The sequence below is a fragment of the Paraburkholderia adhaesiva genome (assembly GCF_021390575.1).
Lineage (GTDB): Bacteria > Pseudomonadota > Gammaproteobacteria > Burkholderiales > Burkholderiaceae > Paraburkholderia > Paraburkholderia adhaesiva.
In genome coordinates, this window is sequence record NZ_JAJEJQ010000001.1 from 2,937,044 (window position 1) to 2,961,718 (window position 24,675).

The window sequence follows — 24,675 nt, forward strand, 5'->3', positions numbered from 1 at the left end:
ACGGAGCAAGCCACGCTCGACGACTCGCAGGCACCCGAGGTTGATCCGCGCCAGATCTCGCTGTTCTCTCTCTTCGACGACGAGCCGCCCCCCGTCCCCTCCAGGGCGACCACGACGCAAGCCATGCCCGATATCCCCGCAGCGCCCGCGCCCGCTGAGCGCCTTGAAGATCAGTTCGACGCCCTGCCCACTGCGTGGCGCGATCTGCTGCAGCCGTTCCTCGCGAGCGACGCCTGCGCGCCGCTTTGTCGTTTCGTGGATGAAGAACGCGCCGCAGGCAAGACGGTCTACCCGGCCGATGTATTCCGCGCGCTGCGCCTCACCTCACCCGACGACGTGAAAGTCGTGATCCTCGGTCAGGATCCCTACCACGGTGAAGATCGCGGCACACCGCAAGCACACGGACTCGCGTTTTCGGTGCCGCCCGGTGTCCGGCCGCCGCCGTCGCTGCGCAATATCTTCAAGGAGATCGCAGCGAGCCTCGGCATCGAGGCGCCGGAGCACGGCTGTCTCGATGCGTGGGCGCGCCAGGGTGTTTTGCTGCTCAACACGGTGCTGACCGTCGAACGAGGGAACGCCGCGAGCCACGCAAAGCGCGGCTGGGAGCGCTGCACCGATACGCTGATCCGCGAACTCGCCGCCCGCAACGAGCATCTCGTGTTCATGCTTTGGGGCGCGCATGCGCAAGCCAAGCGCGTACTAGTCGAAGGCCGGACGCATTGTGTGCTGGAGGCGCCGCATCCGTCGCCGTTGTCGGCGCATCGCGGATTTCTCGGCTGCGGGCATTTCACGCAGGCCAACGTCTTTCTCGAATCGCACGGCCGCACGCCGATCGACTGGCGTCTGCCGGAGAAAGGTGAAGTGCTCGCCTGAGTCCGACGCAATACGGCACCACCGCCGCGTAGTGCCGAGAGCACAAACAAAAGCGCCACGAAACCAGTTTCGTGGCGCTTTTGCTTTCGAGGAGCGGGCGCGTGGACCGCGCACCGGATCGAGCGTGCGGGCGGAACTTACACCGCCGCGATTGCCTCGCGAGCACCTGCAAGCGCGGCGTTCGCGGCGTCCGGGCCCATGTTCAGGCCTTCGGCGTAGATGAAGTTCACGTCGGTCATGCCGAGGAAGCCGAGGAACGACTTCAGGTACGGCGTCTGGCTGTCGTGCGCGGTGCCTTGATACTTGCCGCCGCGCGCCGTAACCACGTACAACTTCTTGCCGTGCACGAGACCTTCCGGACCATTCGCGGTGTAGCGGAAGGTGACACCGGCGCGGGCAATCCAGTCGAAGTAGGTCTTGAGCTGCGACGAGATGCCGAAGTTGTACATCGGCGCACCGATCACGATGATGTCCGCTGCCTGCAGTTCCGCGATCAGCGCGTCGCTGCGCGCGGCAATGGCCTGCTGCTCGGGCGTGCGCTGCTCGGCCGGCGTGAAGAACGCACCGAGGACCGCGTCGTCGAGGTGCGGCAGCGGGTCGGCTTGCAGGTTGCGCGAGACGACGGTCGAACCGGCGTTCGATTGTTGCAGGCGGGCCGTCAATTCGGCAGCGAGCAGCGTCGACTGGGCGCCTTGCGAACGGGCGGCGGAATTGATTTGCAGGATCGTGGTCATGGTGGCTCCTTCGGGTCTCAGTTGCGCAAAGTTGCGCGAGTGAAGGCATTGTGGTTATTTGTCGCGACGCGAAAAAGTAGCCCGCCGATGACGGATTGTTGCAACAGTGGAACGATCGCAGGCACAAAAAAAAAGCGGCGTCGCACGCCGCTTTTGTCTGATTTTTAACCGGCGGACGCCGGTAAGCCCTCGGATTCAGCCTTTCAGCCAGTGCTCGCGCAATGAACGCGGCGCGACTCGCTTGTCCGAAATGGCGAGCTTGTGGCGAGCGACTTCCGGTGCATCGAGCGTGAGCCGCGTGACGCGCAGTTCGTCGCGGCGGAACGCATGAACCTCGACCTTCGCCCCTGGCTGATAGCGTCCGAGCAAGGCATCGAGATTCGCGCCCGTCACACGCAGGCCGTCGAGCGCCATCAGCACGTCACCCGCCGACAGGGCCGCCTTCTGCGCCGCGCCGCCCTCATAGACGACGGCCAGCGTCGCGTCCGCGCCGCCGCGCAAGCGCGCGCCGAGCGACGGCTTCGCGCCCTTCTCCGGCTCACCGTCGAGCGTCACGCCAAACGGTTCGAAGAGCGTCGCGAGCGGCAGGTCGCGCGTGCCGCTTACTGCATCGGTGAAGAGGCTGCCGAGCGTCACACCGGTCGCCTCGGCAATCAACGCCGCGACGTCGTCCTCACCGACACCCACAGGCTTGCCGCGATAGAAGTCGCGGCCATAGCGCTGCCACAGAAGACGCATCACATCGTCGAGCGACTTGCGGCCGTTCGTCTGCGCACGGATCGCGAGATCGAACGCGAGCGCAACGAGCGAGCCCTTCGTGTAGTAGCTGACGATCGCGTTCGACGCGTTTTCGTCCTGACGGTAGTACTTGACCCACGCGTCGAACGAGCTTTCCGCGACGCTCTGCTTCAAGCGCCCGGACCCGCGCAGCACACCGCCGATCGTCTTGCCAAGGAGACCGAAATAATCGTCAGTGGATATGAGACCGCTGCGCACGAGCATCAGGTCGTCATAGTACGAGGTGAAGCCCTCGAAAAGCCACAGGAGCGACGTGTAGTCCTCGCGCGTGAAGTTGTACGGCACGAACGCCGCCGGCTTGATGCGCTTCACGTTCCAGGTGTGGAAATACTCGTGGCTGCACAGGCCCAGATACGTGCGGTAGTTTTCGCTCATCTCCGGCTTTCCCTTCACGGGAAAGTCGGTACGGTTGCAGATGAGCGCGGTCGAGGCGCGGTGTTCGAGTCCGCCGTAGCCGTCGCTCACGGCCTGCGTCATGAACACATAGCGGTCCATCGGTGCGCGTTTCGTCCGCGGCTCGAAGAACGCGATCTGCGCTTCGCAGATCTTCCGCAGGTCCGTGGCGAGGCGCTCGATATCGAGCCCGGTCACGCGCCCCGCGATCACGATGTCGTGCGGCACGCCGTGTGCCTTGAAGCTCGCGAGCGTGAATTCGCCGAGCGTCACCGGATGGTCGACCAACTCGTCGTAGTCTGAAGCGACGTACTCGCCGAACCCGTAGCGCTTGGTGCCACGCGCCTCCGCCATCGCGGTCGCAACGCGCCAGTGGCGGTACGCGTGGCCATCGGGACGCTGAATATCGACGATGCACCGCGCGTCCTCATGCCCGACCACCGCAAGAAACACGCTCGTGCCGTTGAAGAACCCGACGGTGTCATCGAGATGCGCGGCGCGCACCGAGAGGTCCCATGCGTACACGTCGTAGCGCAGCGTCAGCGCGCCCTTCACGGGCGCGACCTGCCACGAATGCTTGTCGATCTTGCTCACGCGCACCTTGCGACCGGCGTCGTTGAACGCGCGCAGCGCGACGATGTTGCGCGCGAACTCGCGGACCATGTAGCTGCCCGGAATCCACACGGGCAGCATGAAGCGCTGGCCGTCCGGCGCGGGATCGTCGACAGTGAGCGTCACTTCGAACAGATGCGCGGCGGGGTCCTTCGGAACGATGGTGTATCGGATCGGCTTCATCGGCGGGATCGGTGACTCGGGTTCAGGGTGCGCTCGCCGCTTGTGCTGATGGTGCCGCCAGCGTAAGGCGCGGCTCAAGCAGCACAAGAAGCACAAGCGGCGAGCACATCAGGGACTGCGATGACCGCATGCGTTGCGCAGGTGGAGAAACCTGCAGACAAAATGCGGTTGATCGAATGACTGGGCAAAAAAAGCACCGGCCGCAGAAGCGGCCGGCGTATCGGACGAACTTCAGTGCGCTTCGTTCAACGCACGTTCGAGCCGGCTTGCGTCCACAGCGCCCGGCAGGCGGCGACCGTCGGCGAGGATCACAGTCGGCGTGCCGGTCACATTCATCTTCGCACCGAGCTCCAGGTTGCTGTCGAGCGCGGCGGTATTGCAGTTGGCGGCCGCCGAGGGCGCCTGGCGCTCGAGCATCCACGACTGCCACGCCTTCGCGCGATCCGGCGAGCACCAGATCTGCTTCGCCTTCGCCGTCGAATCAGGCGAGAGGACCGGGTAGAGGAACGTGTAAACCGTGACGTTATCGATCGACTTGAGCGTACTTTCGAGCTGATGGCAGTACGGGCAGTTCGGGTCCGAGAACACCGCGATCTTGCGGCTGCCGTTGCCCTTGACCACCTTCACAGCATTCGCGAACGGCAGGCTCGCGAAGTCGACGCGATTGAGATCCGAAAGGCGCGCTTCGGTGAGATTGTGGCGCGTCTTCGTATCGACGAGATCGCCGAGCAGAACGTAATCGCCGTTCGCATCGCTATAGATGATCTGCTGGCCGAGATTCACCTCGTAGAGGCCCTCGACCGGCGATTTCGTGATGCCCTTGATATTGGCGTCCGAGCCGAGGCGCGCTTGCAGCGTGGCCTTCAGCTTGTCGGTGGTCTGGTCGGCCTGCGCCTGGCAGCCGAGCACGCTGGCCGCCGCAGCCAAAACCAGCGTGGCGATCCGGATTCGCTTATTCATGACTTGCTTCCTGATTCGGTCGCGCGCGGGTTGCGCGACGGGGTCCTGTTTGAGTGTGTGGGGCGGCAGAGCGCGGTGTGGGGCCGGATGGCCGTTGCGTCTGCATCGTGCCGCTGCCCCTGGCGGCTTCAGGCATTCTGAAGCCAGCCGGGCAGCGGGGCAACCACTATTCCCGCCGCAGCGTCAGGCGGGAAGTGCGCGGGCGCCCAACCGTGCCGCGCTGCGCCGGCCACGTCTAGCCGAGCGCCGAAGCGACGAGCCAGCGCTTGATAAGCGGCTGCGCGCCAACGAACGCCATGCCCGTGTTACGCATTGCACGCGCAATCGTACCGGGAAACGAGAACAGGCGTTGGAGTCCATCGGTGGCTGCGACGAGTTTGCTGATGTCCTCACGGCGGCCCCGCTCGTAGCGGCGCAGGAGCACGGTGTCGCCGAGGTCGCGAAACGATTCTTTCCGCGCGATGACGTCCACGAGCGTCGCAACGTCGCGCAGGCCGAGATTCACGCCCTGGCCCGCGAGCGGGTGAACCAGGTGCGCCGCGTCGCCGACGAGCGCAACGCGCGGCGCGATCAGCCGGTCGACGGTTTGCAGGGCGAGCGGGAAGCCGCGCGCGGGCGTCACGCATTCGAGCGCGCCGACCTGCTGCTGCGTCACGCGCTCGACTTCGGCGGCGAGCTGCTCCGGATCGAGCTTGACCAGCGCCTCGGCGTGCGCGGTTTCCGCGGACCACACGAGGGACACATGCTGATCCGGCAGCGGAAGGAGCGCGATGATCTCGCCCTCACGGAACCATTGAAAAGCGGTCTCGCCGTGCGGTTTCGCCGCACGGAAATTCGCGACGACACCCGTCTGGCGATACTCGCGTCGCTCGACGCTCGAGCCGATCTGCGCGCGCACCCACGAATGCGCTCCATCGGCGCCCACTGCGAGATCGGCTTCGATGGTGCGGCCGTTGGCGAGGCCGATCACGGCGGCGTGCGGCTCTACATCGAATGTCTGCGCGCGCGAATCGATCCACGTGAGATTGGGCTGGAAGCGCAGCGCGGCGTCGAGTGCGCGCTCCACGACGGACGATTCCGCGATCCAGGCGAGTTGTGCCACGGACGCCTGGTACGCCGAGAAGTGCAGCTCGGCGGCCGCGTCGCCAAACACGCGCATGTCATAGACGGGCGTGAGCCGCGCGGGGTCGATGGCCTGCCAGACCCGCAGCCGCTCGAACAGCGACTGTGAACTGCGCGAGAACGCGTACACGCGCGCGTCGAAAACGGCGCCGGGCGGAAGTGGCGCACACGGCTGAGCGAGCAGCGCGACGCGCAGGCCGCCCTGGGTCAGCGCAAGCGCCGCCGACTTGCCGACGAGCCCGCCGCCGACAACGGCGACGTCGAAGGTCTGGTTGGTTGCTGTCATGCGCGCATTATAGCCGCGGGGCATAACGCAAAAGGGTCAGGCGGGCGGGGATTGAGCTACGGCAAGCCGCCAACCTAAAGACCGGGGCATCGCGGGCCGTTAAAAAAAGTACCTCTTGGGTCAGAGGCCATTTGCCTCGACAACGTCCTGGCAAGTATTTCCGGAAATCCTGTTAATAAGAAACCGACGATATCCCATGAAAAAAATGATTTCGGCAGTAGCAGTAAGCTCGGTGGCGCTGCTCCTTTCTGCGTGCGAGACAACCAATTCGGCCGTTCCGTACGAAGCCTCCACGGACAACGTAATCGCGATCCAGCAAGGGCTTAAGACGAAGAAGGTCAACGTGGCACCCGTCGCGCTCGGCACCGATGTCAGCGAGCACCTGATGTGCCGCCTGAACGGCGACGTGACTGTGGGGTCGGGCAAGACGCTGTCGCAATTCGTCAAGGAAGCGCTCCAGAAAGAACTGTTCACCGCCCAAACGTATGACCCGCACGGCCCGACCATTCGCGCGCGCATCGACAAGCTGACTTTCAGTTCGGTGTCGCCCGCCAACTGGCAGATTGCGCTGCACGTTGAATCGGACAATTCGCCTGGCTACACCGTCGAGGAAAAATATGAGTTCTCGACCAGCTGGACGGCCGCCGGTGCATGCAAAAACGTCGCCGACGCCTACTCGCCGGCTGTGCAGGACCTGATCAGCAAGGTTGTGAACAATCCCCGATTCGCGGAACTGGCGGGCAAGTAATTCCCATCCTCGGGGGGCGATCTACTCGCTTCCCGGCATTCCGGTCGTGGCCAGGTTCCCCCTGGCTCACGCGCCGGACTTCGGCGGCAAGTGCGGCTTGCCGCCATTCAGTTTCAACGCAGTCTCAACGCCCCTCAATGGCAGAACCCGTCCGGCGGGATATTCCCGAAGGACTGGTCACCGCCCTCCACCCCGAACCGGGTAAAATCCTGTCTTTCGCGGACAAACTGTGGGCAAAGCGGTCAAGCCAATGGCCCGATTCGCACCGGTTTCCCGCCACCCCAACAGTTGCGGCTCACGCCTGAATGGCGCGGGTCCGGCACTTCGACCACGCCGACATTCTGGCGGGTAGTGCACTGATTCCAAAGGATTTATTCATGAGCCTCCAATGCGGCATCGTCGGCTTGCCTAACGTCGGCAAGTCCACCCTGTTCAACGCCCTCACGAAGGCGGGCATCGCCGCCGAGAACTACCCGTTCTGCACGATCGAGCCGAATGTCGGCGTGGTCGAAGTGCCGGATCCGCGTCTGAGCCAGCTCGCCGAAATCGTCAAGCCCGAGCGCGTCCTGCCGGCCGTGGTCGAATTCGTGGACATCGCAGGCCTCGTCGCGGGCGCGAGCAAGGGTGAAGGGCTCGGCAACCAGTTCCTCGCCAACATCCGCGAAACGGATGCCATTACGCACGTCGTGCGCTGCTTCGAGGACGAGAACGTGATCCACGTCGCGGGCAAGATCGACCCGCTCAGCGACATCGAAGTCATCAACACCGAACTCGCGCTCGCCGACCTCGGCACCGTCGAGAAGTCGCTCACGCGCTACTCGAAGGCCGCGAAGTCGGGCAACGACAAGGAAGCGGCGAAGCTCGTCGCCGTGCTCGAGAAGGTGCGCGCGCAACTGGACCAGGCAAAGCCGGTCCGTGGGCTCGGCCTGAGCGACGACGAGCAGGCGCTTCTTAAGCCGTTCTGCCTCATCACCGCAAAGCCGACGATGTATGTGGCCAACGTGAAGGAAGACGGCTTCGAAAACAACCCGCACCTCGACGCCGTGCGCAAGTACGCCGAAGCCGAGAAGGCGCCGGTCGTCGCCGTGTGTGCGGCAATCGAAGCCGAAATCGCAGATCTCGAAGATGCGGACAAGGCCGAGTTCCTCGCCGACATGGGCATGAACGAACCGGGCCTCGACCGCGTGATCCGCGCAGGCTTCAAGCTGCTCGGCCTGCAGACGTACTTCACGGCGGGCGTGAAGGAAGTGCGCGCGTGGACCATCCATATCGGCGACACAGCGCCGCAAGCCGCCGGCGTGATCCACACCGATTTCGAGCGGGGCTTCATCCGCGCGCAGACGATCGCGTTCGACGACTACATCACGTACAAGGGTGAGCAAGGCGCGAAGGAAGCCGGCAAGATGCGCGCCGAAGGCAAGGAGTATGTGGTGCATGACGGCGACGTGCTGAACTTCCTGTTCAACGTCTGACGCTTTCGCCCAACGCCTCCCCGTGCGGCGTTCGTGCATGTCGCAAAGCCCGCACATCTGCGGGCTTTTTCATGCCCAGCCGGTTCAGCGGCCCTGGCCGGAAGACATAAGCCGGCACCTGCGTCATCCGCGCCACGTACAATAGCGCCTTGCGCAATGCCCCAATTCGCGGTCAAGACGCAGCGCGGCACCTCGCGCCTCGTCCCGCCCCATTTCCCCGTTTCCAAAGAACCCCTCATGGCCCAATACGTCTTCACCATGAACCGGGTCGGCAAAATTGTGCCGCCCAAGCGCCAGATCCTGAAAGACATCTCGCTGTCGTTCTTCCCCGGCGCGAAGATCGGCCTGCTCGGCCTGAACGGCTCGGGCAAATCCACGCTCATCAAGATCATGGCCGGCGTCGACAAGGACATCGAAGGCGAAGCCACGCCGATGCCCAACCTCAACATCGGTTATCTGCCGCAGGAACCGCAGCTCGACCCTGCAAAGACTGTGCGCGAAGCGGTCGAAGAGGGCTTGGGCGACGTGTTCAATGCGCAGAAGAAGCTCGACGAGATCTACGCCGCGTACGCCGAACCCGACGCGGACTTCGACGCGCTCGCCGCCGAACAGGCGAAGTACGAGGCGATTCTCGCCACGACGGATGGCAGCGCGGAACAGCAGATCGAAATCGCCGCCGACGCCCTGCGCCTGCCGGCATGGGACGCGAAGATCGGCAACCTCTCGGGCGGCGAGAAGCGCCGCGTCGCGCTGTGCAAGCTGCTGCTCGAAAAGCCCGACATGCTGCTGCTCGACGAGCCGACCAACCACCTCGACGCCGAATCCGTCGAATGGCTCGAGCAGTTCCTCACGCGCTTCCCGGGCACGGTCGTCGCCGTGACCCACGACCGCTACTTCCTCGACAACGCCGCCGAGTGGATTCTCGAACTCGACCGCGGCTACGGCATCCCCTGGAAGGGCAACTATTCGAGCTGGCTCGACCAGAAGGAAGAGCGCCTGAAACAGGAAGAATCGTCGGAATCGGCGCGCCAGAAGGCAATCAAGAAGGAACTGGAGTGGGTGCGCCAGAACCCGAAGGGTCGCCAGGCGAAGTCGAAGGCGCGTATCGCGCGCTTCGAGGAACTGTCGAGCCAGGAATACCAGAAGCGCAACGAAACGCAGGAGATCTTCATTCCGGCAGGCGAGCGTCTCGGTAACGAAGTCATCGAATTCAAGAATGTCAGCAAGTCGTACGGCGACCGCCTGCTCATCGATAACCTGAGTTTCAAGATCCCGGCGGGCGCGATCGTCGGCATCATCGGGCCGAACGGCGCCGGCAAATCGACGCTGTTCCGCATGCTTACGGGCAAGGAGCAGCCGGATTCGGGCGAGATCGTGCAAGGCCCGACCGTCAAGCTCGCGTACGTCGATCAGAGCCGCGACGCACTGGCTGCGGACAAGACCGTGTTCGAGGAAATCTCGGGCGGCGCGGACGTGCTCACGGTCGGCAAGTATGAAACGCCGTCACGTGCCTATATCGGCCGCTTCAACTTCAAGGGCGGCGATCAGCAGAAGATCGTCGGCAACCTGTCGGGCGGTGAGCGCGGCCGTCTGCACCTCGCGAAAACGCTGATCTCGGGCGGCAACGTGCTGCTGCTCGACGAACCGTCGAACGACCTCGACGTCGAAACGCTGCGTGCGCTCGAAGACGCGCTGCTCGAATTCGCGGGCTCGGTGATGGTGATCTCGCACGATCGCTGGTTCCTCGACCGTATCGCGACGCACATCCTCGCGTTCGAAGGCGACTCGCAAGTCACGTTCTTCGACGGCAACTACCAGGAATACGAGGCCGACAAGATCAAGCGCCTCGGCGAGGAAGCTGCGCGTCCGAAGCGTCTGCGTTACAAGCCGATCAGCCGCTGAGGCTGAATGCGTCCGCCGCCGCGCAGACGGCGGACGCCCGGCTTTGCGCGCGGCATGGCGGTTACTGACGAGCCGCCGTGACGCGCGTCCTGCGCGCCGCCGTTCCTCAATGATCAGGAACCCTGCATGGCGATGCCGATCCGCTCCCGCATAGGCCTCATCGTGGCAATCGTCGCCGCGGTGCTCGTGCTCGGCGCGCTCGGCGGTCTCTATGCAATCCAGGGCGAGATAAAGCAACGCGTGACCGAGGCGCTCGCGCCCATCGGAAGCGCCAGCCACATCGACATTTCGTTCTGGCTCACCTCAGTCGAACTCCGCGACGTCCACGTCAAAGCACCGCACGGTTGGCCCGCCGCCGATTCGTTGCGTTCCGACCGCATCACCTTCACCACCGATCCGCGCGCGTTTCTCCAGCATCGCATCTATATCCGCGACGTGACCGTTCACGACTTCGCGATGATCGTTCTGCGCAGTGCTGACGGCTCGATTCAGATCCTGCCGAATCTGCGCGACGCAATAGCGAGTGCGGCACCTGCGCCTGCGGCCGATACGTCATCGCGCCCGGAGGCGCCTCGCGAAAACGTCATCGACCGTGTCGCCTTCGAAAACGGCTCGTTCGAGTTCTACGACCGTTCTGTGAGCGATCCGCCCCACCGTGTGATATTGAGCGATGCGAACGCGACGGTCGGCCCGATCCATCTGCCCGCGCTCGCCGATCGGACGCAGGTCGCGGTAACCGGCGCGATCAAGGGGCCGCAGCACACGGGCGAGGTTTCGTTCGCCGGCTGGGTGAAGATCGCGAGCAAGGACTCGCAGACCACCACGACACTACGCGGCGTCGACGTCGTGACGCTTGCGCCTTACCTCATCAGGAAGCCCGGCTCAAGAACGCAGATCGCGGGCGGCACGCTCGATCTGGACCTCACCGCCACGGTGAGCGCCTCGCACGTGCATGCGCCGGGCACGATCACGCTGCGCCAGTTGCAGCTTGCGCGTCCAGCGCAGGGACACGAGGCGCTCGACACGTTCCTCGCAATCCCGACGCACATCGCCATCGACGCGCTCAAGGCCCACAACGGCGACATTACGCTGCATTTCGTACTGGACGGAGATTTGCACGATCCGAAGTTCAAGCTCGACGAAAGCCTCATGACCGAAGTGCGTGCGGGTTTTGCTAAGGCGCTCGGCGTGAGCGCGGAAGACGTGGTAAAGGGCGCGGGCGAGACCGCGAAGGGCATCGGCGAGGCCCTTCGCAGGCTGCTCGGCGGCGGTCAGCCGTCGCAATGAGCGCCAGGCTGTAACGCCGTAAACGCCCGAACGACCCGTATCAAACAGGCAGGCCCAGTTCGCGCAGGCGAGCATCAGTGGTGGCGTTGCTCGTGTGATGCACGCCGTGCCAGCCAAGCGCCGTGGCAGCCTCGGCGTTGTGGCGATTGTCGTCGATGAAAACGAGTTCTTCGGGCGCAACGCCCGGCAGTTGCACGTCGATGCGGCGGAACATTTCCTGGAAGATCGCCGGATCGGGCTTCACGAGCTTCACACGCCCCGACACCACGATATCGCGGCAGCGCCGCAGCACGTCAAAACGCTCCCACGCCCACGGAAACGTCTCCGCCGACCAGTTCGTGAGACCGAAGAGCGGCACGCCGGCCGCCTCCAGCCGGTCGAACGTCGCAATACCGCCTTCGAGCAACCCGCGGACCATCTCGGGCCATCGTTCGTAGAACGCGCGGATCAGCCCCTCGTGCTCCGGAAACTTCGCGACGAGTTCCGCCGTGCCCTCGGCGATCGGCTGGCCGCCGTCCTGGCGCAGCACCCAGTCCATCGTGCAGACGTGGGTGTAGAACCAGCGGCGCGCGTCGTCGTCCGGAATCAGCTTGCGATACAGGTACTCGGGGCTCCAGTCCACCAGCACACCGCCGAAATCGAACACCACCGCCTTGATCGCCATCGTGTGCCTCAGATGGGCTGCGTGCGTGCTTCGAGCCACGCAAGCGCAGCACCCGAAACGTGCGGCGATACACGCTGCCGGACGGTCCGGTGGTAGTCGTTGAGCCACGCGCGCTCGTCGTCGCGCAGCAGCGCGAGGTCGATGCAGCGCGTGTCGATCGGGCACAGCGTGAGGGTCTCGAACGAGAGGAAGTCGCCGAGTTCGGTCTTCTGCGCGCTCTGGTTCAGCACGAGATTCTCGATACGCACGCCCCATTTGCCCGGACGGTAGATGCCCGGTTCGATCGAGGTAATCATGCCCTCCTCCATCGCGGTCCACGGCTCGGGGCTCGCGTAGTGAGAGATCACCTGCGGGCCCTCGTGAACGTTCAGGAAATAGCCGACGCCGTGTCCGGTGCCGTGGCCGTAGTCGGCGCCCGCTTCCCAGATCGGCGCACGTGCGATGGCGTCGAGCATCGGCGAGCGGATGCCGCGCGGAAAGTGCGCACGCGAGAGCGCCATCGTGCCCTTGAGGACGATCGTGAAGTCGCGCTTTTGCTCGTCGCTCGGCGTGCCGATCGGAACGACGCGCGTGATGTCGGTCGTGCCGTCGAGATACTGCCCGCCCGAGTCGATCAGCAAGAGGCCGTTGCCTTCGATCACGCTGTGCGATTCAGGCGTAGCGCGATAGTGCGGCATCGCGCCGTTCGCGTTGAAGCCCGCGATCGTCGCGAACGACGGCGAAACGTAGCCCGGCCGACGTGCACGCGCGGCGGTCAGCTTTTCGTCGATCGTGAGTTCGGTAATGGTCTCGCGGCCGAGCGCAGCTTCGAACCACGCGAAGAATTCGGCGAGCGCCGCGCCGTCCTGCTCCATCGTCGCGCGGACATTCGCCGCTTCCGCGGCGCTCTTGCGCGATTTGAAGAAGGTACTCGGATTGACCGACTCGACGAGCTTCACCGCCGATGGCACCGCTTGCAGCAAACCGAACGTCACGCGCCGTGGATCGACGAGGAGCGTGGCGCCTGCGGGCAACGCGGCGAGCGCCTTCGCAGCCTGCGCGTAGGGCGCGATGGACACGTTATCGCGTGCGAGCGATTGCGCGAGCGCCTCGGGCACCTTGCCGTCGGCGACGAACACCGTCGCCTGATCCGGGCCGACCAGCGCGTGCGCAACGAACACCGGGTTGTAGCTCACGTCGGCACCGCGCAGGTTGAAGAGCCACGCGAGGTCGTCGAGCGTCGAGATGAAGTGCCACTGCGCGCCCTTCTCCTGCATCGCGCGGCGCACCTGGTCGAGCTTGGCGGCTCGGCCCGCGTCGGCATGCGGCGCCGTGTGCTCATAGACCGGTTCGAGCGGCAGGTCCGGACGCGCGGGCCAGACCACTTCGAGCAGGTCGAGGTCGGTCCGCAGCTTCACGCCGCGCGCGGCCAATGCCTCGGAAAGCGCACGCGCCGAGGCGACGCCGAGCACCGCGCCGTCCACCGTCAGCGTGCCGCCGGCGGGCACGTTCTGCGCGAGCCAGTCGATGTGAGGTGAAGTCTGCTGACCGCCGGTCATTTTCATCAACGCGATGCCGGTGCCCGTCAGCTGATGCTCGGCCTGCACCCAGTAGCGGCTGTCGACCCAGACGCCCGCAAAATCCTTCGTCACGACCAGTGTGCCCACAGAACCCGTGAAACCGGACAGCCACTGACGCCCCTGCCAGCGCGGCGGCAGATACTCGGAGAGATGCGGATCGGCGGACGGAACGAGAACGGCATCCACGCTCGCGCGCGTCATGGCGGCGCGCAGTGCGGCGATCCGTTCGGGGATCGAGGAGGTTTCGGGAAGTCGTGCGTTCATGAATACACCTGCGAGAAATGTTCGTGCGGGACAGCGGCCGGATACCGCGAGCGGGAGGTCGAGGCGTTCAGCGGCGTGCGCGCAGCGTGATGGCCGTGGCGACAAAGGCAAGCGCGAGCGCCGTGCACACAGGCCATTCGAGCAGTTCGCCGTCGTGGAAGAGCCCTGTGACGCGCCCAACGAGGCGCGCGAGCACGGCGCCAGACACGCCCGCGAGGGCCGCCAGCACGAGGCCGCCACGCGCGCGTGTGCGCATCGGGTGGAGCCACCGTCCCGCGACGCCGACCACGATACCGAGCACGACAATGCCAAACCAGCCCATCAGAGACTCGTCCTATGGCATTTCAGACTCATCCGATAGAACTGCCACACCGCTCGGACTAGCATTTTCGTCTCAATAACTGATTCTCACTGATAAACGGTCGACTCGGCACTTCCCGCGTAGCGCTTGAGTGTAGGGGGCAGGGTGTCGCAAGGCAAGCGCATCCGGCCCGCCGCGGCTGAAATCCGCTATGCGAATTGCACTTGTCGAACCGGACGCGCGCCAGGCTGAAGTCCTCCAGCACCTGCTGATTTCAGGGGCGCACGCGTGCCAGCCGTTTCGCGACGGCGCATCGCTGCTCGAAACGCTCGGGGATGATGCGTTCGATCTCATGATCACCGCCTGGTGGTGCGGCGACATCAGCGCGGACGAACTGATCCCGCGCGCGCGCCGTTTGCTGCCGGGTCTTCCGGTGATCGTGCTACTGGTGTCGCCGCACGTAAGCGAAATCGTGGCAGCGCTTCACGGGGGCGCCGACGACTGCATGACGAAGCCGGTAAGCGGCCCCGAGATGCTCGCACGCATCGACGCCCTGTTGCGTCGCGCAGGCGTGCGCCGGCCGCGTAACCGGGCGCACCACGGCTTCGGGGAGTACCTGTTCGATTCAGCACGCCATGGCGTTTCCTTCAGGGGCCAGACCGTCACGCTCACGCCCAAGGAATTCCGCTTCGCACTGCTGCTGTTCACAAACGCATCGCGCCCCGTTTCCCGGGCGCGCATTCTCGAAACGGTCTGGCAGCTGAGGCGCGACGTTCAGTCGCGGACGCTCGACACGCACGCCTCCCGGCTGCGTAACAAACTCCAGTTGTGGCCCGAACACGGCTGGCGCCTGACCACGTTGTACGGCGTCGGCTACCAGCTCGAGAGACTCTCAACGCCTGGCACGGAACCCCCGGCCACCGCTGACGGACATATAGGAAGCGAAGAAAAGTTATAATATTTGTCTAAATTTCGCCTCCACGGTATGCAGCTTCTAACGATCGGAATCAATCACCACACCGCGCCTGTCGCCTTGCGCGAGCGCGTGGCGTTTCCGCTCGAACAGATCAAGCCTGCGCTCGCCCTGTTCAAGGAGGCGTGGTCGGGCCGTCGTGCACTCAGCGCACCGGAAGCCGCCATCCTGTCCACCTGCAACCGCACCGAACTCTACTGCGCCACCGACGATCTCGCCTCGCGCGACGCCGCTGTCCACTGGCTCTCGCAGTACCACGGTATCCGTGAAGAGGAGCTCGCGCCGCACGTCTACGCGCTGCCGCAGTCCGAAGCGGTGCGCCACGCGTTCCGGGTGGCGTCGGGGCTCGACTCGATGGTGCTCGGCGAAACGCAGATCGTCGGCCAGATGAAAACCGCTGTGCGCACCGCCACCGAGGCCGGTGCGCTCGGCACCTATCTGAACCAGCTGTTCCAGCGCACCTTTGCCGTTGCGAAGGAAGTTCGCAGCACTACTGAAATCGGGGCTCAATCCGTTTCGATGGCCGCTGCCGCCGTGCGGCTCGCGCAGCGCATCTTCGAGAACATTTCCACCCAGCGCGTGCTGTTCATCGGCGCGGGCGAGATGATCGAACTGTGCGCCGCGCACTTCGCTGCGCACGTGCCGCGCGAGCTTGTCGTCGCGAACCGCACCGCCGAGCGCGGCCGCGAGGTCGCCGAGCGCTTCGGCGGCCATGCGATGCCACTGTCCGACCTGCCTGGGCGCATGCATGAATTCGACATCATCGTGTCGTGCACTGCGTCCACGCTGCCGATCATCGGACTTGGCGCCGTCGAGCGCGCCGTCAAGGCGCGCCGTCACCGCCCGATCTTCATGGTCGACCTCGCGGTGCCGCGCGACATCGAACCCGAAGTCGGCCAGCTCGAAGACGTGTTCCTCTATACCGTCGACGACCTCGGCACGATCGTGCGTGAAGGCAATGCCTCGCGCCAGGCCGCCGTCGCGCAGGCCGAGACGATCATCGAGACGCGCGTCGCGAATTTCATGCAGTGGCTCGACGCACGCAGCATCGTGCCGGTGATCCGCCACATGCACACCCAGGCCGATGCGCTGCGCCGCGCCGAACTCGAGCGCGCACGCAAGATGCTCTTGCGTGGCGACGATCCGGCGCTGGTGCTCGAAGCGCTCTCGCAATCGCTCACGAACAAGCTGATCCACGGTCCGACGCACGCGCTCAACAGCGCAAGCAGCGAGAACCGCGACTCGCTCATCGAAGTCATGAGCGGTTTCTACCGGCACGGCCAGTCGAGCCGCGAGTCGCGTGATACGCGTGACGCCCGCGATGAGCAGGCCGCGCCTGCCGCCTCGTCCGCGGCGGATACTCCTTCCGAATCGTCCGGTTCCTCGGACCGTTAGCGGCACGGACCGCTGATCGGCGCGTCCTTTTTTACGCTTACGCGCCCAACGACTGGGCACACCGCCCGCCCTCCTTCTCTCTCGCAGTCCTTTCCGGAAAGCCCGCTTCGAACCGCCCGATGAAAACGAGCATGCAATCGAAGCTCGACCAGCTGACTACACGCCTGGCCGAGCTGAACGACCTGTTGAGCCGTCCCGATGTGACGTCCAACCGCGACCAGTACCGCAAGCTCACGCGCGAGCACTCGGAACTGGAGCCCGTGGTCGAGCACTACGCGCAGTGGCGCCAGGCGAAAGAGGACGAATCGGCGGCGAAGGACCTGCTTTCGGACGCCTCGATGCGCGAGTTCGCCGAAGACGAGGTTAAAAGCGCACGCGATCGCATGGCGCAACTGCAGAACGACCTGCAGAAAATGCTGCTGCCGAAGGACCCCAACGACGAGCGCAACGTGTTCCTCGAAATCCGCGCGGGCACGGGCGGCGACGAATCGGCGCTGTTCGCGGGCGACCTCCTGCGCATGTACCTGCGCTATGCCGAACGCAATCGCTGGCAGATCGAAATGATGTCGGCGAGCGAATCGGACCTCGGCGGCTACAAGGAAGTCATCGTGCGAATCGCGGGCGAAGCCGCGTACTCGAAGCTCAAGTTCGAGTCGGGCGGCCATCGAGTGCAGCGCGTGCCGGCCACGGAAACGCAGGGCCGCATCCACACGTCGGCGTGCACGGTCGCGGTGATGCCCGAAGCCGACGAAATCGGCGAAGTCGCGATCAATCCCGCCGATCTGCGCATCGACACGTTTCGCGCCTCGGGCGCGGGCGGCCAGCACATCAACAAGACCGATTCGGCCGTGCGCGTGACGCACCTTCCGACCGGAATCGTCGTCGAGTGCCAGGACGATCGCTCGCAGCACAAGAACAAGGACCGCGCGCTCAAGGTGCTCGCGGCGCGCATCATGGACAAGCAACGCTCGGAGCAGCACGCGAAGGAAGCGGCGACGCGCAAGAGTCTCGTCGGCTCGGGCGACCGCTCGGAGCGCATCCGCACGTACAACTTCCCGCAAGGGCGACTCACCGATCACCGCATCAACCTCACACTCTATCGGCTCGAATCGATCATGGACGGTGAACTCGACGAACTGATCGGCGCGCTCCTCTCCGAGCATCAGGCCGAGCAGCTCGCCTCGCTCGGCGACGCGGACTGAGAGCCACCCCGCCCGTGAGTGTGAATCCCGTCACCGCCGACACCCTGCTGCGCGCCTCGCCGTTGCCGGCCCTGGAGGCTCGCGTGCTGCTCATGCACGTGCTCGGCTGGCGCCGCACCCAACTCATTACGCGCGGCGACGAAGCGCTCGACGCGGCGCAAATCGACGCCTGGCGCGCGCTCGAGGCTCGCCGTGTGGAAGGCGTTCCGGTCGCGCAACTCGTGGGTGCGCGCGAGTTCTACGGCCTCGATTTCGAAGTCACGTCCGATGTGCTGATTCCGCGGCCCGAAACCGAACTGCTCGTCGAAACGGCGCTCGCCGCCATCGAGGGCCACACCGCGCCGCGCGTGCTCGATCTCGGCACGGGCAGCGGTGCGATTGCGGTGGCGATCGCCTCGGCGCGGCCGGACGCGCGCGTGTGGGCTGTCGACCGCTCGGCGGCCGCGCTTGCGCTCGCCGCGCGCAACGCTACCCGCCTTCTCGACGCGAAACGCCCAGGCGGCGCGCTCACCTTCGTCGCGGGCAGCTGGTACGACGCACTCGATCCGTCGCTGCGCTTCGAGGTGATCGTGAGCAATCCGCCGTACATCGCGAGCGGCGACCCGCATCTCGACCAGGGCGACCTGCGCTTTGAGCCGCGCGGCGCGCTCACGGACGAAGCCGACGGCCTCACGGCCCTGCGGGCCATTGTCGCGGGTGCGCTCGGGCACCTCGCTCCGGCAGGCGTGCTGTGGATGGAACACGGCTACGACCAGGCGGCGGCCGTGCGCGCGCTGCTCGCCGCGGAAGGCTTCGCCGACGTGCACTCGCAGCAGGATCTCGCCGGTATCGAGCGCATCAGCGGGGGGCGGTCGCCGCGCTGAAACGCAGCGCGAATGTCCCCTCCGCCAACCATGTCGCACCCCGCCTCGCCAGGCGAAATCCGCTATCATTTCATTCTGTTCCGCATCAATACTTTGCAAGGTCACTCATGGAAACCCAACAACGCATCAAGCAGATCGTCGATGAAAACGCAGTCGTCCTGTTCATGAAGGGCAACGCGCAATTTCCGATGTGCGGTTTCTCGGGTCGCGCGGTGCAGATCCTCAAGGCATGCGGCGTCGATCAGTTCAAGACCGTCAACGTCCTCGAAGACGACGCGATCCGCCAGGGCATCAAGGAATTCTCGAACTGGCCGACCATCCCGCAGCTTTACGTGAAGGGCGAATTCATCGGCGGCTCGGACATCATGATGGAGATGTACGAGAACGGCGAACTGCAGCAGCTGTTCGCACAGGCGTAAGCGCCTCGCCGGGAGGTGGCCCGAACCTCGCCACCTCCCGGCCGTCCCGCCTGGGCAGCCGTTCGATCTCCCGCACGCCCTACGCGCCCCTTCCGTTCGTGAACGCTCCCCATATCGCTCCTCCGCGCAGGCTGATCGTTGCCATTACCGGCGCGACTGGCGCGATCTACGGTGTGCGCATCCTCGATATGCTGCGCCGCGTCGGCGGTGTCGAGAGCCATCTGCTGGTCTCTTCAGCCGGCTGGCTCAACATCCAGCACGAACTGCAACTCACCAAAGACGACGTCCACGCACGCGCTGACGTCGTGCATTCGGTGCGGGATGTGGGCGCGAGCATCGCGTCGGGTTCGTTTGCGACGGACGGCATGATCATCGCGCCATGCTCGATGAAGACGCTCGCGAGCGTCGCACACGGCCTCTCCGACAACCTCATCACCCGCGCCGCCGACGTCACGCTCAAGGAGCGCCGCCGCCTCGTGCTGCTCGTGCGGGAGACGCCGCTCAATCTCGCCCACCTGCGCAACATGACGTCAGTGACCGAAATGGGCGGCGTCATCTTTCCGCCCCTGCCCGCGTTCTACAACCAGCCTGCCTCGATCGACGAAATGGTCGATCACACGGTCGCGCGCGTGCTCGACCTGTTCGCGCTCGGGCCCGCGCTTTCGCCAGCGTGGCAAGGTCTGCGCGAAAGTGCGGACTAAAGCTTAAAGCGCCCCAGGCACTTTACGCTCGTCATCTGGCCCTGTGAGCCGCCGCAGCGGCGGGCTGAGATTATCAACACACGCGACACAATCAATTCTCTCGCAGGCCGTTTAATTCCCATCGGTAGGCATCTATATTCGTCACAACCGAACCTTCAGCGCCGCCTCGCCGCGGCCCGTGATCATGACGACAACCACCCGCATGCCGGCCGTGTTCCTTTCGCACGGCGCACCCACACTGCCGATCGACCCGTCTCTGCCCTCCGGCGCCTTCGCGACGCTATCCTCCGAGCTGCCGCGCCCGCAGTCCGTGCTGATGCTGTCCGCTCACTGGTGCACAGTGCAGCCCGTAGTCAGCACAGCGGCGCAGCCCGAAACGATCCACGACTTCTACGGCTTCCCGCGTGCGCTCTATGAAATCGAGTACCCCGCCCCGGGCGCGCCCGAGACCGCGCAGCGCGCCGCCGCGCTGCTGCGCGAGCGAGGTGTGCCGGTCGGCGAGGAAGCGCACGGCATCGACCACGGCGCCTGGGTGCCGATGCTGCTGATGTTCCCGCACGCCGACGTGCCTGTCGCCCAGCTCTCGATTCAGCCACGCGCCGACGCCGCGCATCACTTCGCGATTGGCCGCGCGCTGCGCGCGTTGCGCGACGAAGGCGTGATGGTGATCGGCTCCGGCCAGATCACACACAACCTGCGCGCGGCGGATTTTTCGGCGCGTCCGGAGGATGCGGACCCGCGCGTCGCCGAATTTACGGACTGGTTTGAAGACCGTCTTGCCGCGCGGGACATCGACACCTTGCTCGACTATCGTCACCGCGCGCCCCACGCACAGCTCATGCATCCGACGGATGAACATTTGTTGCCGGTCTTCGCGGCACTCGGCGCCGCCGACGATGACTACACGCTCGGTATCCAGTCGCTCGGTACGTACCAGCGCGCGCTCGCGATGACGAACTACGTCTTCGGCTCGGCGCAGCACTGACCACGATTCAGCCCCCGAAAACGAAAAAGCCCGCCTGAATTACTTCAGGCGGGCTTTTTCGCTACATCGATCGCAGCGTGTGCCGCGATCGACGTCCGGCGCTCAGTGCGCGCCGATGCCTTCGAGCACCTCGTCGTGCTCCGCACGCTCGCTGAGGTACGGCGTGCGGTAGCCAGAGTTGATGCCCCAGTAGTAGAAGACGAGCGCAACCAGTGCAACGACCAGCATGTCCCAGCCGTAGGGAAGCACGTTGGCACCGCCGAACTGCTTACTGCCGATCAGCGAGAGAAGCGCCATAACCGGAAGGTACCCGCACAGCCACCAGGCGGCCTTCAGGTCCGCGCCCCAGCCATCGAAGCCTTGCTTGGCCTGGAAGTAGAAGTAAACCGGCAGCGCGACGACCATCAGCAGGATGATTTCGCCAGTCAGCGGCCATTTCGCCCAGTACAGGATCAGCGATGCGCAGACGAACGCGAATGGTGCGATCACGTTCATGAACGGCACCGAGAGCGGCCGCTTGAGATCCGTTGCGGAGCGCTTGAGCGCCATCAGACTGATCGGGCCGGTGAGGTACGAGATGACCGTCGCCACCGAGATCACCGCCGCGAGCGCGCTCCAGCCGCGGAAGAAGAACATGAAGATGAACGAGATCAGCAGGTTGAACCACATCGCATTGCGCGGCACGCCGTAGAACGGGTGTACGCTGCCGAACATCTTCGGCATCGTGTTGTTGCGCTCCATCGCGTAGATCATGCGCGAGGTCGTCGCCATGTAGGTCGTACCGGTGCCGCTCGGGCTCACGAATGCGTCGACGTAAAGCAGGATCGCGAGCCAGTTCAGGTTCAGCGCGATTGCGAGTTCGGCGAACGGCGACTTGAAGTCGAACGTGTTCCAGCCGCCAGCGACGTGAGCGGGGTCCACCGCGCCGATGTAGGCGACCTGCAGCAGCACATAGATCACGAGTGCCAGCAGGATCGAGCCGATCACCGCAAACGGCACACTCTTCGCCGGGTTGCGCGCTTCACCCGCGAGGTTGATCGGGCTCTGGAAGCCGTTGAACGCAAACACGACGCCGCTCGTCGCGACTGCCGTGAACACCGCCGACCAGCCGTACGGCGCGAAGGTGGTCGTCGTGCCGAAGTTTTCGTGGTGGAAAGCGCCGGCCATCAATCCGATGATCGTCAGACCCGGAATGATGAACTTGAACAGCGTGATGGCGGTGTTGGCCCGCGCGAAGATCTTCACGCCCCAATAGTTGAGCATGAAGTACACGATCACGAGCAGCGCCGAGAGCACAAGCCCCGAATGTGTCAGCGATCCATCGACAAAGAGCGCGTGGGCCCAGGGATAGGGCCAGGTGCTCATGTACTGGATCGAAGCTTCGGCTTCGATCGGAATCACCGAAACGATGGCGATCCAGTTTGCCCATGCACTGATGAAGCCCACCAGCGCACCGTGCGAGTAGCGGGCATAACGCACCATGCCGCCCGACTCCGGGAACATCGCGCCGAGTTCGGCGTAAGTGAGTGCAATGGCCAGAATCACCACTGCGCCGATGATCCAGGCGCAGATGGCCGCCGGACCCGCAATCTTCGCAGCCTTCCACGCGCCGAACAGCCAGCCCGAACCGATGATCGAACCGAGACCCGTAAACATCAGCGCGAAGGGGCCGATGCTCCGTTGAATAGAACTTTTCACGTCTTCTCCTGTATCAAGAGCGGTTTGATGCCGAGGGTCCCGTCTGTTTTGCGGACAGGTATCCGGGCGGTCGCACCTCTCGCGCATTGAATTGGTTGCGCCCCTTGGGAGCAACCATTGCGCGGCGCGTAGTTTAACGGTTGCACCCCGAATTGGCTTTGAAAGTCCCCTGCTGGCTACAAAAAAATTTGCGCTCCCGACAAGGCTTGTGCGCTTTTGTTTCGACCCTGGCGTAAAAATCCTCGAGTTTTCCCTGGTCCCAGTTGACCTTACAGCGATTTCGCCGTATAAAGACCACGCAGGATTTCAAGCGGCGAGTGTGAATTGGTCTTTCGTAGTTCGCCCATCAACGGTACTCCGGCTGGTCCCATACCCCTTCCTTGATTTTCGTGCACCTCTCGGGCTTCGGCCTCAATTCATTTTTAGGAAAGTAATATGGAAACCGGTACCGTCAAGTGGTTCAATGACGCAAAGGGCTTTGGCTTCATCACGCCGGACGGCGGCGGCGAAGATCTGTTCGCGCACTTCTCGGAAATCAAGGTCGACGGCTTCAAGACCCTGCAAGAAAACCAGAAAGTGCAATTCGAAATTCGCACTGGCCCGAAGGGCAAGCAAGCTGCGAACATCAAGCCGGTCTAAGACTGCGTCTTGAGGTAATGTCCGCCAGGGTGCCTGCTACGGTGTCCTGCCCGACAAGCTTACCGAAAAACCCCACGCTTCCTCCGGAAGGTGGGGTTTTTTCTTGCCTGCTCCCGGCGAGGCGGCGCCAGGCGGGGCTGTAGCTTCGTTTTTCGCGATGGGAATGACGGTTTGCGGACGCCGCGTGTTGTGTCCCCGCGGCCTCTCCGGCTTCAGCCGAACAGGCGCTGCGCGTGAATGCCAAGGCCTGTTGCCACGCTCGCCAGCCGGTCGCCGAACACCGGCCGTGCCTGCGGGAATGCCTCCGAGAGCGCCTCGGTGAGGAACCGCAAGCCCGTCGAGCCGCCCGTGAAATACAGCGCGTCCACGTTGGCAGGCGCAACGCCGGCCGCCTGCACCGTATCGCGCGCGGCCTGTACGATGCGGCGCGTTTCCTCGCGGCCGGCTTCGACCAGTTGCGCGTCGCCGAAAGCGAGACGCAGATCCGCCTCAACCGTTTCCAGATCGATCATCGTCTCGCCACCCGCCGATACGCCGATCTTCGCCTCCTCGCCGCGCGCCGCCAGCGCGTGTCCCAGGCGCTGCTCGACCACGCGCATGAGCCGGTCGTGGTGGCGCGTCTCGCGATACAAGTGGCGCATCAGCTTCAGCTCGGTCGTGCGCTTCGGCGTGTAGACGGTGTTGATCAGGTGCCACGTCGCGAGATCGAAGTAGACGCGGTTCGGAATCTCCCGGCCTTCCGGATCGAGCGTCTGGTAGCCGAGTTCGCACAGGATCGTCGATAGCGAGACGCGACGGTCGTAGTCCGTGCCCGCGACGTGCACGCCGTGGTGCGCCAGCACGTCATCCTTGCGTTCGAGTCGCTGCATGCGCTGCGGGCCCACGCGCACGAGCGAAAAGTCCGATGTACCGCCGCCGATGTCGGCCACGAGCACGAGACCCTCTTGCGTCAGGCGCGATTCGTAGTCGAATGCGGCAGCAATGGGCTCGTACTGGAAATGGATCTCGCGAAACCCGACGGCACGCGCCGCGGCTTCGAGCTGATCCTGCGCGAGCTGGTCGGCGCGCGGATCGTCGTCGACGAAAAAGATCGGGCGGCCCAGCACCGCACGTTCGATCGGCGCATGCGCGCACGCTTCGGCACTGCGCTTCAGATGATCGACGAAGATCGCGATGATTTCCGTGTAGGGGATCGCGCTGCCGTCACCGAGATCCGTCGTGCTCTGGGCGAGCGGCGAGCCGAGGATGCTCTTCATCGACCGCATGAGGCGGCCGTCGAAGCCGTCGATGTACGACGTCAACGCCGCGCGGCCGAACTCGCGCGTGTGCTCATCGGCGTTGAAAAATACGGCGGTCGGCAACGTGACGTGGTCGCCCTCCACGGGCGCAAGCCGCATGGTGCCGCCGGACGCAGCATCGGGCAGCGCCACGGCCGAATTGGAGGTTCCGAAGTCGATCGCGCAGAACGTGGTCATGGCAGGAAGCGCGCCGCACGGGGCATGCACGCGTGAAAGGAAGGGCTGGGAGGGACGGGCTTTTTATCACGAAAGCCTGGCGCGCCGCAACCGCAACGCCATGATGCGTCCCCGCAAAGAAAAACGCGCGGTCAGGCCGCGCGTTTTTTCGTGTTGATCGTGTTAAT

The 24,675-nt window shown here is 64.6% G+C and carries 21 protein-coding genes and 1 pseudogene; 13 read left to right on the plus strand and 9 right to left on the minus strand.

Going from position 1 to position 24,675, the window contains the following annotated elements; translation table 11 throughout:
• Positions 1-123: 123 nt before the first annotated feature.
• Positions 124-873, plus strand: coding sequence for a uracil-DNA glycosylase (locus L0U80_RS13290; protein ID WP_373322200.1), 750 nt, complete (start codon positions 124-126; stop codon positions 871-873).
• A 137-nt stretch (positions 874-1,010) separates the two neighbouring features.
• Here the strand turns inward: L0U80_RS13290 and L0U80_RS13295 are convergent, their stop codons facing one another.
• The 4 genes from L0U80_RS13295 to L0U80_RS13310 form a co-directional block, all read right to left on the minus strand.
• Positions 1,011-1,607 (minus strand): FMN-dependent NADH-azoreductase, encoded by a 597-nt coding sequence (locus L0U80_RS13295; RefSeq protein ID WP_233864777.1) that lies wholly within the window; start codon positions 1,605-1,607, stop codon positions 1,011-1,013.
• A gap of 195 nt (positions 1,608-1,802) precedes the next feature.
• Positions 1,803-3,593, minus strand: coding sequence for a M61 family metallopeptidase (locus L0U80_RS13300; RefSeq protein WP_233864779.1), 1,791 nt, complete (start codon positions 3,591-3,593; stop codon positions 1,803-1,805).
• Positions 3,594-3,824: 231 nt separating this feature from the next.
• Entirely contained in the window at positions 3,825-4,553 is a 729-nt protein-coding gene (locus L0U80_RS13305; protein WP_233864781.1) for a DsbC family protein, read from the minus strand.
• Between the two features lie 235 nt (positions 4,554-4,788).
• Positions 4,789-5,961, minus strand: coding sequence for a UbiH/UbiF family hydroxylase (locus L0U80_RS13310; RefSeq protein ID WP_233864782.1), 1,173 nt, complete (start codon positions 5,959-5,961; stop codon positions 4,789-4,791).
• Positions 5,962-6,157: 196 nt separating this feature from the next.
• Here L0U80_RS13310 and L0U80_RS13315 point away from each other — a divergent pair, with 196 nt between their 5' ends.
• The 4 genes from L0U80_RS13315 to L0U80_RS13330 all read left to right on the plus strand — a co-directional run bounded on the left by L0U80_RS13315 (position 6,158) and on the right by L0U80_RS13330 (position 11,370).
• Positions 6,158-6,709: a hypothetical protein gene (locus L0U80_RS13315; protein WP_233864783.1), complete on the plus strand. Its 552-nt coding sequence runs from the start codon at positions 6,158-6,160 to the stop codon at positions 6,707-6,709.
• 377 nt (positions 6,710-7,086) lie between these two features.
• Positions 7,087-8,181 (plus strand): redox-regulated ATPase YchF, encoded by a 1,095-nt coding sequence (gene ychF, locus L0U80_RS13320; RefSeq protein WP_233864784.1) that lies wholly within the window; start codon positions 7,087-7,089, stop codon positions 8,179-8,181.
• A gap of 237 nt (positions 8,182-8,418) precedes the next feature.
• Entirely contained in the window at positions 8,419-10,083 is a 1,665-nt protein-coding gene (gene ettA, locus L0U80_RS13325; protein ID WP_233864785.1) for an energy-dependent translational throttle protein EttA, read from the plus strand.
• Positions 10,084-10,209: 126 nt separating this feature from the next.
• Entirely contained in the window at positions 10,210-11,370 is a 1,161-nt protein-coding gene (locus L0U80_RS13330; RefSeq protein WP_233864786.1) for a DUF748 domain-containing protein, read from the plus strand.
• A 40-nt stretch (positions 11,371-11,410) separates the two neighbouring features.
• On the opposite strand, the gene L0U80_RS13335 is transcribed toward L0U80_RS13330, so the two are convergent.
• The 3 genes from L0U80_RS13335 to L0U80_RS13345 all read right to left on the minus strand — a co-directional run bounded on the left by L0U80_RS13335 (position 11,411) and on the right by L0U80_RS13345 (position 14,179).
• Positions 11,411-12,034 (minus strand): HAD family hydrolase, encoded by a 624-nt coding sequence (locus L0U80_RS13335; protein WP_233864787.1) that lies wholly within the window; start codon positions 12,032-12,034, stop codon positions 11,411-11,413.
• Positions 12,035-12,042: 8 nt separating this feature from the next.
• Positions 12,043-13,857, minus strand: a complete 1,815-nt coding sequence (locus L0U80_RS13340; RefSeq protein ID WP_233864790.1) for an aminopeptidase P family protein — start codon at positions 13,855-13,857, stop codon at positions 12,043-12,045.
• A gap of 67 nt (positions 13,858-13,924) precedes the next feature.
• Complete coding sequence (locus L0U80_RS13345; RefSeq protein WP_233864792.1) at positions 13,925-14,179, minus strand: hypothetical protein; 255 nt, start codon at positions 14,177-14,179, stop codon at positions 13,925-13,927.
• Between the two features lie 190 nt (positions 14,180-14,369).
• Here L0U80_RS13345 and L0U80_RS13350 point away from each other — a divergent pair, with 190 nt between their 5' ends.
• From L0U80_RS13350 to L0U80_RS13380, 7 genes and pseudogenes are all read left to right on the plus strand, one after another.
• Positions 14,370-15,116: a response regulator transcription factor gene (locus L0U80_RS13350; protein WP_233864794.1), complete on the plus strand. Its 747-nt coding sequence runs from the start codon at positions 14,370-14,372 to the stop codon at positions 15,114-15,116.
• Positions 15,117-15,143: 27 nt separating this feature from the next.
• Positions 15,144-16,430 (plus strand): annotated as a pseudogene (hemA, locus tag L0U80_RS13355) (glutamyl-tRNA reductase); the annotation flags it as partial.
• Positions 16,431-16,645: 215 nt separating this feature from the next.
• Complete coding sequence (prfA, locus tag L0U80_RS13360; protein WP_233864796.1) at positions 16,646-17,728, plus strand: peptide chain release factor 1; 1,083 nt, start codon at positions 16,646-16,648, stop codon at positions 17,726-17,728.
• A 20-nt stretch (positions 17,729-17,748) separates the two neighbouring features.
• Positions 17,749-18,591, plus strand: a complete 843-nt coding sequence (prmC, locus tag L0U80_RS13365) for a peptide chain release factor N(5)-glutamine methyltransferase (protein ID WP_233865940.1) — start codon at positions 17,749-17,751, stop codon at positions 18,589-18,591.
• A gap of 107 nt (positions 18,592-18,698) precedes the next feature.
• Positions 18,699-19,010 carry a Grx4 family monothiol glutaredoxin gene (gene grxD / locus L0U80_RS13370; protein WP_124153073.1) on the plus strand — a complete coding sequence of 104 codons (312 nt, stop codon included), beginning with the start codon at positions 18,699-18,701 and terminating at the stop codon, positions 19,008-19,010.
• A gap of 98 nt (positions 19,011-19,108) precedes the next feature.
• Positions 19,109-19,711 (plus strand): UbiX family flavin prenyltransferase, encoded by a 603-nt coding sequence (locus L0U80_RS13375; protein ID WP_233864798.1) that lies wholly within the window; start codon positions 19,109-19,111, stop codon positions 19,709-19,711.
• A gap of 184 nt (positions 19,712-19,895) precedes the next feature.
• Positions 19,896-20,696, plus strand: a complete 801-nt coding sequence (locus tag L0U80_RS13380; RefSeq protein ID WP_233864800.1) for a DODA-type extradiol aromatic ring-opening family dioxygenase — start codon at positions 19,896-19,898, stop codon at positions 20,694-20,696.
• Between the two features lie 102 nt (positions 20,697-20,798).
• Here the strand turns inward: L0U80_RS13380 and L0U80_RS13385 are convergent, their stop codons facing one another.
• On the minus strand, positions 20,799-22,394 hold the full coding sequence (locus L0U80_RS13385) for an APC family permease (protein WP_233864802.1): 1,596 nt from the start codon (positions 22,392-22,394) through the stop codon (positions 20,799-20,801).
• A 435-nt stretch (positions 22,395-22,829) separates the two neighbouring features.
• Between L0U80_RS13385 and L0U80_RS13390 the strand changes: the two genes are divergently transcribed.
• Positions 22,830-23,033 carry a cold-shock protein gene (locus tag L0U80_RS13390; protein ID WP_124153069.1) on the plus strand — a complete coding sequence of 68 codons (204 nt, stop codon included), beginning with the start codon at positions 22,830-22,832 and terminating at the stop codon, positions 23,031-23,033.
• Positions 23,034-23,245: 212 nt separating this feature from the next.
• Here L0U80_RS13390 and L0U80_RS13395 read toward each other — a convergent pair whose 3' ends face one another.
• Positions 23,246-24,508, minus strand: coding sequence for an Hsp70 family protein (locus L0U80_RS13395; protein WP_233864804.1), 1,263 nt, complete (start codon positions 24,506-24,508; stop codon positions 23,246-23,248).
• Positions 24,509-24,675 lie beyond the last annotated feature (167 nt).

Coding starts and splice junctions, on each gene's coding strand:
- L0U80_RS13350 (WP_233864794.1), top strand. CDS start 14,370: ATGCGAATTGCACTTGTCGAACCGGACGCGCGCCAGGCTGAAGTCCTC.
- prfA (WP_233864796.1), top strand. CDS start 16,646: ATGAAAACGAGCATGCAATCGAAGCTCGACCAGCTGACTACACGCCTG.
- L0U80_RS13310 (WP_233864782.1), bottom strand. CDS start 5,961: ATGACAGCAACCAACCAGACCTTCGACGTCGCCGTTGTCGGCGGCGGG.
- L0U80_RS13335 (WP_233864787.1), bottom strand. CDS start 12,034: ATGGCGATCAAGGCGGTGGTGTTCGATTTCGGCGGTGTGCTGGTGGAC.
- L0U80_RS13295 (WP_233864777.1), bottom strand. CDS start 1,607: ATGACCACGATCCTGCAAATCAATTCCGCCGCCCGTTCGCAAGGCGCC.
- L0U80_RS13300 (WP_233864779.1), bottom strand. CDS start 3,593: ATGAAGCCGATCCGATACACCATCGTTCCGAAGGACCCCGCCGCGCAT.
- L0U80_RS13395 (WP_233864804.1), bottom strand. CDS start 24,508: ATGACCACGTTCTGCGCGATCGACTTCGGAACCTCCAATTCGGCCGTG.
- L0U80_RS13315 (WP_233864783.1), top strand. CDS start 6,158: ATGAAAAAAATGATTTCGGCAGTAGCAGTAAGCTCGGTGGCGCTGCTC.
- grxD (WP_124153073.1), top strand. CDS start 18,699: ATGGAAACCCAACAACGCATCAAGCAGATCGTCGATGAAAACGCAGTC.
- L0U80_RS13380 (WP_233864800.1), top strand. CDS start 19,896: ATGACGACAACCACCCGCATGCCGGCCGTGTTCCTTTCGCACGGCGCA.
- L0U80_RS13340 (WP_233864790.1), bottom strand. CDS start 13,857: ATGAACGCACGACTTCCCGAAACCTCCTCGATCCCCGAACGGATCGCC.
- L0U80_RS13345 (WP_233864792.1), bottom strand. CDS start 14,179: ATGGGCTGGTTTGGCATTGTCGTGCTCGGTATCGTGGTCGGCGTCGCG.
- L0U80_RS13390 (WP_124153069.1), top strand. CDS start 22,830: ATGGAAACCGGTACCGTCAAGTGGTTCAATGACGCAAAGGGCTTTGGC.
- ychF (WP_233864784.1), top strand. CDS start 7,087: ATGAGCCTCCAATGCGGCATCGTCGGCTTGCCTAACGTCGGCAAGTCC.
- L0U80_RS13290 (WP_373322200.1), top strand. CDS start 124: ATGCCCGATATCCCCGCAGCGCCCGCGCCCGCTGAGCGCCTTGAAGAT.
- L0U80_RS13305 (WP_233864781.1), bottom strand. CDS start 4,553: ATGAATAAGCGAATCCGGATCGCCACGCTGGTTTTGGCTGCGGCGGCC.
- L0U80_RS13330 (WP_233864786.1), top strand. CDS start 10,210: ATGGCGATGCCGATCCGCTCCCGCATAGGCCTCATCGTGGCAATCGTC.
- ettA (WP_233864785.1), top strand. CDS start 8,419: ATGGCCCAATACGTCTTCACCATGAACCGGGTCGGCAAAATTGTGCCG.